Raw genomic sequence first — 10,831 nt, 5'->3', positions numbered from 1 at the left:
ATGTGAGGCGGCTGGCCGGGGCGGGGGTGGTGGGGCTCGGCTTCGCCGTCGGCGTCAACTACGAGGAGATCCCGAAGGCCCTCGTGGACGCCGCCGAGGAGGAGGGCCTGCCCCTGCTGGAGGTGCCCCGCCGCACGCCGTTCCTCGCCATCAGCAAGGAGGTGTCGGCGGCGATCGCGGCCGACCAGTACCGAGCGGTGACGGCGGGCTTCGCGGCGCAGCGCGAGCTGACCAAGCAGGCGCTGACCGAAGGCCCAAAGGGCCTGCTCACCGCGCTCGCCTCCCAGATCCACGGCTGGGCCGCGCTCTACGACGCCTCGGGCGCCGTCGTCGCCGCCGCGCCGGAGTGGGCGGGGCGGCGGGCCGCGCGGCTCACCGCGGACGTGGAGCGGCTGCGGGAGCGTCCGGTGCCGGCGTCGGCGGTGGTCGGCGGGCCGGAGCACTCCGACCACGACGACCGGGTCGAACTGCACTCCCTGGGCACCGGCCGCCGCCCGCGGGCCGCCCTCGCGGTCGGCACCGCGTCGGCCCTCGGCACGGTGGAGCGCTACGCCCTCCACTCGGCGGTCGCCCTGCTGACCCTGACCACGGAACGCTCCAGCTCCCTCCAGGCGGCGGAACAGCGCATCGGCGTGGCGGTGCTGCGCATGCTGCTGGCGGGCGAACCGGACCACGCGCGCGCCGTCGCCGGCGAGCTGTACGGCGGTCTCCTGGATGCCCCGTTCCGGGTACTGGTGGCCGAGCCGGCGTCCGCGCGGGGCCAGGCCGACGCGTCCTCGCACGCGCGCGTGCCCGGCACCGCCGACCAGGCCGAGGACCCCGTAGGCGCACTCACCGAGGTCATGGAGTCGGCGGCCGCCCGGTCCGGGGAGACGGTGCTGGTGGTGCCCGAGGGCGAGCGGCTGGTGGCCCTGGCCGCCGACGAGGGCGCGGCGGCCGCGGCCGTCGCCTCCTACGCGGCGGCACTGGAGGACGCGCGCGCGTCCGGGGCCGACGGTGAGGAGGACGAACTGATCGTCGGCCTGTCAGGCCCGGCCGGTCCGATCGCCGCCGCGACGGCGTACAAGCAGGCCGAGCAGGCGCTGGCGGTGGCACGGCGCCGGGGCCGGGTCCTCGTGGAGCACGAGCAGCTCGCGGCGGGCTCGGTGCTGCCGCTCCTCGCGGACGACGCGGTGAAGGCCTTCGCGGACGGTCTGCTGCGGGCCCTGCACGAGCACGACGCGACGGGCCGGGGCGACCTCGTGGCCTCCCTGCGCGCCTGGCTCTCCCGGCACGGCCAGTGGGACGCGGCGGCGGCCGACCTCGGCGTGCACCGGCATACCCTGCGCTACCGCATGCGCCGCGTCGAGGAGATCCTGGGCCGCTCCCTGGACGACCCGGACGTACGCATGGAGCTGTGGCTGGCTCTGAAGGCGACAGCACCGGAGTAGCCCCCGCCGGGCAGCGGTGAGCGCCGCACCGGCCACGCCTGCGGTCGGCGTCGGTGACGGGTCGCCTCCGGGCGGGTCCGGGGTCCCGGCTCAGCCGGCCTCGCCGGCCCGACCAGGTGTGCGCCGGGCGGCGGCTGGTGCGGTCCATCGGCCCAGGGGTCCCAAGGCACGGCTTCCTGCCCCAGCCGGGTCGGTGGCGGCACCTCGCGGACTCGTGCGAAAGCCACGACAGCCACGACAGCCACGACAGCCACGACAGGCCGATCGGCTCAGGTTGCCCAGGTTGCCCCGGTCGGCCCCCTGCCCCGGCCAGGTCGGTGGCCGGGGTCGGTGACGGTGCGGGTGGGCCGGAGGGGATGGTCAGCCGGGCGGGTGGGTCAGCCGTTCACTCCCTCGGCGGGTCCGGCCGCCGCCTCGTGCATGGCGAGTTCGAGAAGGGCCGGGTCGGTCAGTGTGCCGGAGCCGTCCGGCGGAACCAGCCAGCGGACGCCTCCGGTCGTGCGGCCCGGATAGGGCACCACGATCCAGGTGCCGGGCCCTGCCGTGCGGATGCCGGTGCCGACCCAGCGGGCGGCCGTTCCCGGTGGCACGAGGAAACCCATCCGGTTGTCCCCGAAGTCGGCCAGCACGGGTCCGGGCCGGTCGAGGATGCGGGTGAGGACGTCAAGCGTGGGATAGCCGAGTTCGCCCGGCAGGATGAGCACGTCCCAGGCCCTGCCCGCGGGCAGGAGCACCACCCCGAGGGGGTTGCGCTCCCATTCCCAGCGGCAGACCTCGGGATCCGGTGCGACGGATGCCAGCCATTCGACGGCCGTCTTCGCCCCAGCCATGTGGGACCTCCCTGTGTCTCGTCGACGCGTGCGCGTCACCAGGGAGAGGGAGGTTTCCGCCGGGCATTACGCGGGTTCGGCACCCTCTTTGGAGTGAACCGGCTCGCTACGGGGCGAAAGCGTCAGCTGTCGAAGCCCAGCCCGAGCCGGTCCATGGTCCGCAGCCACAGATTGCGCCGCCCGTCGTGCGAGTCCGCCCGTGCCAGCGACCACTTGGTGAGCGCGATGCCGGTCCAGGCGAAGGGCTCCGGGGGGAACGGCAGCGGCTTCCTGCGGACCATCTCCAGCGAGGTCAGCTCGGTGGGCTCGCCGGCCAGCAGGTCGAGCATCACCTCGGCGCCGAACCGGGTCGCGCCCACACCGAGCCCGGTGTACCCGGCGGCGTACGCCACCTTCCCCCGGTGGGCCGTGCCGAAGAAGGCCGAGAAGCGCGAGCAGGTGTCGATGGCGCCGCCCCACGCGTGCGTGAAGCGCAGCCCCTCCAGCTGCGGGAAGCAGGTGAAGAAGTGCTCGGCGAGCTTGGCGTACGTCTGCGGCCGGTCGTCGTACTCGGCGCGCACCCGGCCGCCGTACGGGTAGATCGCGTCATAGCCGCCCCACAGGACGCGGTTGTCGGCGGAGAGCCGGAAGTAGTGGAACTGGTTCGCGCTGTCGCCGAGGCCCTGCCGGTTCTTCCAGCCGATCGCGTCGAGCTGTCCCGCACTCAGCGGTTCCGTCATCAGCGCGTAGTCGTAGACCGGCACGGTGTAGGCGCGGACCCGCCTGACCAGGTTGGGGAAGACATTCGTGCCGAGCGCGACCTGGCGGGCGCGGACCTGCCCGTACGGGGTCAGTACGGCCATCCCCGTGCCGTGCGGCTTCAGCGTCAGCGCGGGGGTGTGCTCGTGGACGCGGACGCCGAGGCGCAGGCACGCCTGCTTCAGGCCCCATGCCAGTTTCGCCGGGTGGAGCATGGCCACTCCCCGGCGGTCGTACAGACCCGCCTGGAAGGTGGGCGAGGCGACCTGTTCGCGGACCGCGTCGCCGTCGAGGAACTCGATGCCGTCGGCGAGGCCCTCGGCGTCGATCTCCTCGTACCATTCGCGCAGTTCGCGCGCCTGGTACGGCGCGGTCGCCACGTCGATCTCGCCGGTGCGCTCGAAGTCGCAGTCGATGCCGTACCGGGCGATCGCCGCCTCGATCGCGTCGAGGTTGCGGGCGCCCAGTTCTTCGAGCCGGTGGATCTCGTCCGGCCAGCGGGTCAGCCCGTTGGACAGGCCATGGGTGAGGGAGGCCGCGCAGAAGCCTCCGTTGCGGCCGGAGGCGGCCCAGCCCACCTCGCGGCCCTCCAGCAGCACCACGTCCCGCTGCGGCTCGCGCTCCTTGGCGATCAGCGCGGTCCACAGTCCGCTGTACCCGCCGCCCACGACCAGCAGGTCGCAGGTCGTGGCGGCGGTGAGCGCGGGCTCGGGGTGGGGCTTTCCCGGATCCTCCAGCCAGTAGGGAACCGGCTGCGCCTCCGAGAGCGACGTCGTCCAGTGATTGTCTCTGCCACGGCTCATGGCGCTTGGGGCCATGATTTCCAACTCCCTACAGGTGCTTGCTTGCGCTTGCTCACGCCTTTTGCTTGTTTCGGCGGTTGTTGACGACCATCGAGGTCACGACGATCAGGACGGCGACGAGGAACATGGCCGTACCGATGACGTTGATCTGGACGGGCGTTCCGCGCTGTGCCGAGCCCCAGACGAACATGGGGAAGGTGACGGTGGAGCCCGCGTTGAAGTTGGTGATGATGAAATCGTCGAAGGAGAGCGCGAAGGCGAGCAGCGCGCCCGCGGCGATTCCCGGTGCGGCGATCGGCAGGGTGACCCGCAGGAAGGTCTGGAGCGGGCCGGCGTACAGGTCCTGGGCCGCCTGTTCGAGCCGGGGGTCCATCGACATGACGCGTGCCTTGACGGCCGTCACGACGAAGCTGAGGCAGAACATGATGTGCGCGATGAGGATCGTCCAGAAGCCGAGCTGCGCCCCCATGTTGAGGAACAGGGTGAGCAGCGAGGCCGCCATGACGACCTCGGGCATGGCCATGGGCAGGAAGATCAGCGAGCTGACGGCGCCCCGCGCGCGGAAGCGGTAGCGGACGAGCGCGAAGGCGATCATCGTGCCGAGCGCGGTCGCGCCGAGCGTGGCCCAGAACGCGATCTGGAGGCTGAGCGAGAGCGAGCCGCACAGTCCGGAGACCCCGCAGGGGTCCTTCCAGGCGTCGGTGGAGAACTGCTGCCATGCGTAGTTGAAGCGGCCCTTCGGTTTGTTGAAGGAGAACACCGTGACGACGACGTTGGGCAGCAGCAGATAGGCGAGCGTCAGAAGCCCCGCGATGACGACGAATTTCCTCTTGAACCAGTTGACGAGAGGCATTCAGACCAGATCCTCCGTCCCGGACCTGCGGATGTAGAAGGTGACCATGAAGAGGATCGCGGCCATCAGGATGAAGGAGAGGGCCGCGGCCGTCGGATAGTCCAGCACCCGCAGGAACTGCGTCTGGATGACGTTTCCGATCATGCGGGTGTCGGTGGAGCCGAGGAGTTCGGCGTTGACGTAGTCGCCGGACGCCGGGATGAAGGTCAGCAGCGTGCCGGAGACCACGCCCGGCATCGACAGCGGGAAGGTGACCTTGCGGAAGGTGGTGACGGGCCTGGCGTACAGGTCGCCGGCCGCCTCGTGCAGCCGTCCGTCGATGCGCTCCAGCGAGGTGTAGAGCGGCAGGATCATGAACGGCAGGAAGTTGTACGTCAGTCCGCAGACCACGGCCAGTGGCGTGGCCAGCACCCGGTCCCCCGCGGTCCAGCCGAGCCAGCTGGTCACGTCCAGCACGTGCAGCGTGTTGAGGGCGCCGACGACGGGCCCGCCGTCCGACAGGATCGTCTTCCAGGCGAGGGTGCGGATCAGGAAGCTGGTGAAGAACGGCGCGATCACCAGGACCATGATCAGGTTGCGCCAGCGGCCCGCGCGGAAGGCGATCAGGTAGGCGAGCGGGTAGCCCAGCACCAGGCACAGGACCGTCGCGGCGGCGGCGTAGAGGACCGAGCGCAGGAACTGCGGCCAGTACTCGGCCAGCGCGTCCCAGTAGGTCGCGAAGTGCCAGGTGACCTTGTAGCCCTCTTCGAGGGAACCGGTCTGCACGGACGTGGAGGCCTGGTAGATCATCGGCAGCGCGAAGAACACCAGCAGCCAGAGCATGCCGGGCAGCAGCAGCCAGTACGGCGTCCAGCGGCCCCGTCTGCGGGGCGGCTCGGCCTGCGGGGCGGCCCCGGCGAGCGGCGGCGGTGCCTCCGTGAGGGTCGCCATCAGAGCGCCGCCTCTTCTTCGAGCCCTGCGTCCATGTCCTGTGCCGCGTCGAAGCCGAAGGTGTGCGCGGGGCTCCAGTGCAGGACGACCTCGGCGCCGGGGGCCAGCCGGGTGTCACGGTCGACGTTTTGGACGTAGACCTCGAACTCGGGGCAGACGGCGCTGTCGACGACGTACTGCGTGGAGACACCGATGAACGACGTGGCGGCGATCGTGCCGGTGATGCGGTTGCGGCCCTCCGGGATCCCGCCCGCGTCGTCGGCGTGGGTGAGGGAGATCTTCTCGGGGCGGATGCCGACGAGCACCTTGCCGCCGGTCGTCGTCGGCGCCGCGCAGCGGGCCTCGGGCAGCACGAGCTTGCCGTCGCCCGCCTTCAGCACGATGTCCTCGCCGCTCCTGGAGTCGACCTCGGCCTCGATGAGGTTGGAGGTGCCGAGGAAATTCGCGACGAAGGTGCTGCGCGGGTTCTCGTACAGGTCGGCGGGCGAGCCGAGCTGCTCGACACGGCCTCCGTTCATCACGGCGACCGTGTCGGCCATGGTCATGGCCTCCTCCTGGTCGTGCGTGACGTGCACGAAGGTGATGCCGACCTCGGTCTGGATGCGCTTGAGCTCCAGCTGCATCTGGCGGCGCAGCTTGAGGTCGAGGGCGCCGAGGGGCTCGTCGAGCAGGAGCACCTTGGGGTGGTTGATCAGGGCGCGGGCCACCGCGACGCGCTGCTGCTGGCCCCCGGAGAGCTGGTGCGGCTTCTTGCGGGCCTGCTCGCCGAGCTGGACGAGGTCCAGCATGTCCCCGACCTGCTGTTTCACACCCTTGATGCCGCGCCGGCGCAGGCCGAAGGCGACGTTCTCGAAGATGTCGAGGTGCGGGAAGAGGGCGTAGGACTGGAAGACGGTGTTCACGGGCCGCTTGTAGGGCGGGAGGGCCGTGACGTCCTGGTCGCCGAGGTGGACGGTCCCGGACGTGGGTTCCTCCAGGCCGGCGATCATGCGCAGGGTGGTGGTCTTGCCGCAGCCCGAGGCGCCGAGCAGGGCGAAGAAGGAGCCCTGCGGGACGGTCAGGTCGAGCGGGTGGACGGCGGTGAAGGAGCCGTAGGTCTTGCTGATCCCGGAGAGGCGGACATCGCCGCCGGCGTCGGTCGTCGTCTTCATCTCGTCACGCCCCAGTGAGCTTCGCGAACTGCGCTTCAAAGGCCGTCTCTTCCTTCGCGCTCAGTGAGCGGAAGGCGTGGGACTTGGCCTGCATGGCCTTGTCGGGGATGATCAGCGGGTTGTTCGCCGCATCCTCGTCGATCTTCGCCAGCGCGTCCTTCACTCCGTCGACGGGACAGACGTAGTTGATGTAGGCGGCGAGCTGGGCGGCCGGCGTCGGCTCGTAGTAGTAGTCGATGAGCCGCTCGGCGTTCGTCTTGTGACGTGCCTTGTTGAGAATCAGCATGTTGTCGCTGGACGTCATGTAACCGCTGTCCGGGATCAGGAAGTCGATGTCCGGGCTGTCGGCCTTGAGCTGGACGACGTCACCGGCCCAGGCGATGCAGGCGGCGAAGTCGCCGCTGGTGATGTCCGACGTGTAGTCGTTGCCGGTGAAGCGGCGGATCTGCCCGCTGTCGACGCCCTTCTGCAGCCTGGCTATCGCCGCCGCGTAGTCGTCGCCGGTGAACTTCCCGGGGTCCTTGCCCATGTCCAGCAGCGTCATGCCGACGCTGTCGCGCATCTCGGTGAGGAAGCCGACGCGGCCCTTGAGTTTGGGGTTGTCGAGCAGGTCGGAGACCGACTTCACCTCGACGCCGTCGAGCGCCTTCTTGTTGTAGGCGATGACCGTGGAGATGCCCTGCCAGGGGTAGGAGTACGCCCGTCCGGGATCCCAGTCGGGGCTGCGGAACTGGCCCGACAGGTTGGCGTACGCGTGCGGCAGGTTGGACGCGTCCAGTTTCTGGACCCAGCCGAGCCGGATGAGCCGGGCGGCGAGCCAGTCGGTGAGGACGACGATGTCGCGGCCGGTCTCCTGGCCCGCGGCGAGCTGCGGCTTGATCTTGCCGAAGAACTCGTTGTTGTCGTTGATGTCCTCGGAGTACTTGACCTTGATGCCGGTCCGCTCCGTGAACGTATCGAGCGTCGGGTGGCGCTTGCCCGCCTCGTCGACGTCCATGTACTCGGTCCAGTTGGAGAAGCTGACGGTCTTCTCCTTCGCCGAGTGGTCCTCGGCGGACGTGCCGCCCTCGGTCTTGCCGGCCGCGGGGATCCCGCAGGCACTCAGCGCCCCGAGACCACCCAGGGTCAGGGCGCCGCCCGCCGAGGCGCGCAGCAGCGACCTGCGGGTCATGGCCGCCCTGCCGTTGCGCAGACTGCGCCGCATCGCGGCCGCTTGGGGCGGGGTCAGGCGGTCTGGCTCGTACTGCTCCATGCGCGTGGTGCCCTTCCGGGAGGGTTCGGCCTGGTCGGTGGCCTCATTCGTGACTAACGGTCCCCGAAGACGGTGCGGTGCCACTCCTTGCGGACGACCGCGGTGTTGTCGAACATGACGTGCTTGATCTGGGTGTACTCCTCGAACGAGTACGCGGACATGTCCTTGCCGAAGCCGGACGCCTTGTATCCGCCGTGGGGCATCTCGCTGATGATCGGGATGTGGTCGTTGACCCACACGCACCCGGCCCTGATCTCGCGTGTCGCCCGGTTCGCCCGGTAGACGTCCCGGCTCCACGCGGAGGCGGCCAGCCCGTACGGGGTGTCGTTGGCGAGCGCGATCCCTTCGTCGTCGCTGTCGAAGGGGAGGACCACGAGGACCGGCCCGAAGATCTCGGACTGGACGATCTCGCTGTCCTGCGCGGCGCCCGCGACCAGGGTGGGCAGGTAGTACGCGCCGTTCTCGAGATCCCCCCGCGGGGCCTCGCCGCCGGTCACCACGCGCGCGTAGGCACGCGCCCGGTCGACGAAGGCGGCGACCCGGTCGCGGTGGACGTGCGAGATCAGCGGCCCGAGGTCGGTGCCGGGGGCGAAGGGGTCCCCGAGCCGGACGGTCTCCATCAGGGCGGCCGTCCGCTCGACGAACGCCTCGTAGAGGGGCCGCTGCACGTACGCGCGCGTGGCGGCGGTGCAGTCCTGCCCGGTGTTGATGAGGGAGCCGGCGACCGCGCCCTGCACGGCGGCGTCCAGGTCGGCGTCGTCGAAGACGAGGAAGGGCGCCTTGCCGCCCAGTTCCAGGTGGAGCCGCTTCACGGTGGCGGTGGCGATCTCCGCGACCCGCCGGCCCACGGCGGTGGACCCGGTGAAGGAGGTCATGACGACGTCGGGATGGCCGACGAGGTGCTCGCCCGCTTCCCGCCCGGTCCCGGTGACGATGTTGATCACACCGTCGGGGATGCCCGCCTCGGTGGCCGCCTGGGCGAAGAGCAGCGAGGTGAGGGGGGTGAGTTCGGCGGGCTTGAGCACGATGGTGTTGCCCGCGGCGATCGCCGGGAGGATCTTCCAGGCGGCCATCTGGAGGGGGTAGTTCCAGGGGGCGATGGATCCGACGACGCCGAGGGGTTCGCGCCGTACGTAGGAGGTGTGGTCGCCGGAGTACTCCCCGGCCGACTGGCCCTGGAGGTGCCGGGCGGCCCCCGCGAAGAAGGCGGTGTTGTCGATGGTGCCGGGAACGTCGAACTCGCGGGTCAGCTTCAGCGGCTTGCCGCACTGGAGGGACTCGGCACGGGCGAAGTCCTCGGCGCGTTCGGCGAGGACGGCGGCGAAACGGTGCAGGGCGTCGGAGCGCTCGCCGGGGGTGGCGCCCGCCCAGGCCGGGAAGGCGGCCCGCGCCGCGGCCACGGCCGCGTCGACGTCGTCCGCCCCGGCGAGTTCGTAGGTGAGGACCTCCTCGCCGGTGGCCGGGTCGGTCACGGCGTGCGTCCGCCCGGACGTGCCCTTGCGGAGGCGGCCCGCGATGTACTGGGCGCCGTCCGCGAAACGTGCCTGTGCGGGAAACCGGCCGACTCGGTCCGGGGTGGTGCTTCCCGGGTTCTGCATGTCGCTCTCCTCCGCCTTCGCCCCACTGTCCACGGGGGCGGGTGGCGTAGCTCCAGCCTGATTTGAGTGCCGATCCTGACAGAGCAATGGGACTCCAACAAGTGATTCCGTTGTTGCCTTTTGGTTACGCGACGGAATCTGTCGACCAGGTGTCGAGTTGGCCAGGAAAAGGACAGACACGCTGTCAGTGGTGCGTGCCACAGTGGAATGCATGGAGAAGATCGATTCCCGGGAAGCCCTGCTCAGGGAGGTCCGGTCGGGGGCGCGAATCAAGTATCTGCACTTCTGGGGCCACCGTCCGAGGCCGGACGGACAGGTCGGCCCGAGCTGCCTGAGCCAGTGGTGGCCGTCCCCGTTCACCGTGGACGGCGTCCGGTTCGCGACGGCCGAGCACTGGATGATGGCCGGCAAGGCACGCCTGTTCGGGGACGCGGAGGCGGAGCGGCGGGCGCTGGCCGCCGGTCATCCCTCCGAGGCGAAGAAGGCCGGGCGTCTGGTGCGCGGCTTCGACGAGGGGGTCTGGGAGCGGGAGCGGTTCCGGATCGTGGTCGAGGGCAGCGTCCACAAGTTCGGCGCGGACCCCGGGCTGCGGCAGTACCTGCTGGGGACCGGTGAGCGTGTGCTGGTGGAGGCGAGCCCGGTCGACCGGATCTGGGGCATCGGCCTCACCGCGGACGACGACGCGGCGACGGACCCGGAGCGCTGGAGAGGCCCCAACCTGCTGGGCTTCGCGCTGATGGAGGCCAGGCGACTGCTGCGCGCCGGGTGAGGAAGCGGGCGGGTGAGGAAGCGGGGCGGGTGGACCCTACGGCGCCACAATGATCAGTACGGCCAGGCCCACGCCGAGGACGGTCCCGGCGGACCCGCAGATGATGCCGGCCAGGGCCTGACCCGGGTTGGTGGCCTCGCCCCGGTTGGCCTTGCTCCGGCCTATCACTCCGAAGATGAGGGCGAGCACGCCGGTGATGATCGCGACCGGCCAGAGGCAGAAGCCCACGGCTGCCACGATGCCGAGGACCATGGCCGCCATCCCCATGCCGTTGCTCGGGCCTTGCTGCGGGGCGGCCCACCCGTAGTAGCCGGGGACGCCGCCGTAGCTGGGGGTTCCGCCGTGACCCGGGACGCCATAGCCGCCGGGATAGCCGTACGGCGCCACCTGTCCGGGTCCCTCCGGGGAGATCGGCGGCGGCGGTACCGCTCCGTCGGCGGGCGGGGCGAAGGGCCCCCGACGACCGTGCACGTCGTC

10 protein-coding genes are annotated in these 10,831 nt (G+C 70.7%); 2 read left to right on the top strand and 8 right to left on the bottom strand.

From position 1 onward, the window contains the following. A partial coding sequence (locus P1P75_RS34885) for a helix-turn-helix domain-containing protein (RefSeq protein WP_319263061.1) occupies positions 1 to 1,430 on the top strand: 1,430 nt, incomplete at its 5' end. A 377-nt stretch (positions 1,431 to 1,807) separates the two neighbouring features. On the opposite strand, the gene P1P75_RS34880 is transcribed toward P1P75_RS34885, so the two are convergent. From P1P75_RS34880 to P1P75_RS34850, 7 genes are all read right to left on the bottom strand, one after another. Then, a complete protein-coding gene (locus P1P75_RS34880) occupies positions 1,808 to 2,260 on the bottom strand; it encodes a hypothetical protein (protein ID WP_319263059.1) in 453 nt (150 codons plus the stop codon). A 122-nt stretch (positions 2,261 to 2,382) separates the two neighbouring features. Beyond that, positions 2,383 to 3,816: an FAD-dependent oxidoreductase gene (locus P1P75_RS34875; RefSeq protein ID WP_319263057.1), complete on the bottom strand. Its 1,434-nt coding sequence runs from the start codon at positions 3,814 to 3,816 to the stop codon at positions 2,383 to 2,385. A gap of 37 nt (positions 3,817 to 3,853) precedes the next feature. Then, positions 3,854 to 4,654 carry an ABC transporter permease gene (locus tag P1P75_RS34870; protein WP_319263055.1) on the bottom strand — a complete coding sequence of 267 codons (801 nt, stop codon included), beginning with the start codon at positions 4,652 to 4,654 and terminating at the stop codon, positions 3,854 to 3,856. Further along, complete coding sequence (locus tag P1P75_RS34865) at positions 4,655 to 5,584, bottom strand: ABC transporter permease (protein ID WP_319263053.1); 930 nt, start codon at positions 5,582 to 5,584, stop codon at positions 4,655 to 4,657. After that, entirely contained in the window at positions 5,584 to 6,735 is a 1,152-nt protein-coding gene (locus P1P75_RS34860) for an ABC transporter ATP-binding protein (RefSeq protein WP_319263051.1), read from the bottom strand. Before P1P75_RS34860 ends, P1P75_RS34865 begins: the two co-directional genes overlap by 1 nt. A gap of 4 nt (positions 6,736 to 6,739) precedes the next feature. Next, complete coding sequence (locus P1P75_RS34855) at positions 6,740 to 7,987, bottom strand: spermidine/putrescine ABC transporter substrate-binding protein (protein ID WP_319263049.1); 1,248 nt, start codon at positions 7,985 to 7,987, stop codon at positions 6,740 to 6,742. Between the two features lie 53 nt (positions 7,988 to 8,040). Beyond that, positions 8,041 to 9,585 (bottom strand): gamma-aminobutyraldehyde dehydrogenase, encoded by a 1,545-nt coding sequence (locus P1P75_RS34850; RefSeq protein ID WP_319263047.1) that lies wholly within the window; start codon positions 9,583 to 9,585, stop codon positions 8,041 to 8,043. A gap of 211 nt (positions 9,586 to 9,796) precedes the next feature. Between P1P75_RS34850 and P1P75_RS34845 the strand changes: the two genes are divergently transcribed. Next, positions 9,797 to 10,354, top strand: a complete 558-nt coding sequence (locus P1P75_RS34845; protein ID WP_319263045.1) for an NADAR family protein — start codon at positions 9,797 to 9,799, stop codon at positions 10,352 to 10,354. Positions 10,355 to 10,390: 36 nt separating this feature from the next. Here the strand turns inward: P1P75_RS34845 and P1P75_RS34840 are convergent. Further along, the coding region (locus tag P1P75_RS34840; protein WP_319263043.1) for a DUF4190 domain-containing protein at positions 10,391 to 10,831 on the bottom strand (441 nt) is incomplete at its 5' end.

The organism is Streptomyces sp. ID05-39B, assembly GCF_033794725.1.
In the GTDB taxonomy this organism is placed as follows: Bacteria; Actinomycetota; Actinomycetes; order Streptomycetales; family Streptomycetaceae; genus Streptomyces; species Streptomyces bobili.
This window is presented reverse-complemented; position numbering and strand designations above follow the sequence as displayed.

What these genes read in the sequence shown, in the direction of transcription:
- P1P75_RS34870 (WP_319263055.1), bottom strand. Translation starts at nt 4,654, where the DNA reads ATGCCTCTCGTCAACTGGTTCAAGAGGAAATTCGTCGTCATCGCGGGG.
- P1P75_RS34855 (WP_319263049.1), bottom strand. Translation starts at nt 7,987, where the DNA reads ATGGAGCAGTACGAGCCAGACCGCCTGACCCCGCCCCAAGCGGCCGCG.
- P1P75_RS34860 (WP_319263051.1), bottom strand. Translation starts at nt 6,735, where the DNA reads ATGAAGACGACGACCGACGCCGGCGGCGATGTCCGCCTCTCCGGGATC.
- P1P75_RS34850 (WP_319263047.1), bottom strand. Translation starts at nt 9,585, where the DNA reads ATGCAGAACCCGGGAAGCACCACCCCGGACCGAGTCGGCCGGTTTCCC.
- P1P75_RS34880 (WP_319263059.1), bottom strand. Translation starts at nt 2,260, where the DNA reads ATGGCTGGGGCGAAGACGGCCGTCGAATGGCTGGCATCCGTCGCACCG.
- P1P75_RS34865 (WP_319263053.1), bottom strand. Translation starts at nt 5,584, where the DNA reads ATGGCGACCCTCACGGAGGCACCGCCGCCGCTCGCCGGGGCCGCCCCG.
- P1P75_RS34875 (WP_319263057.1), bottom strand. Translation starts at nt 3,816, where the DNA reads ATGGCCCCAAGCGCCATGAGCCGTGGCAGAGACAATCACTGGACGACG.
- P1P75_RS34845 (WP_319263045.1), top strand. Translation starts at nt 9,797, where the DNA reads ATGGAGAAGATCGATTCCCGGGAAGCCCTGCTCAGGGAGGTCCGGTCG.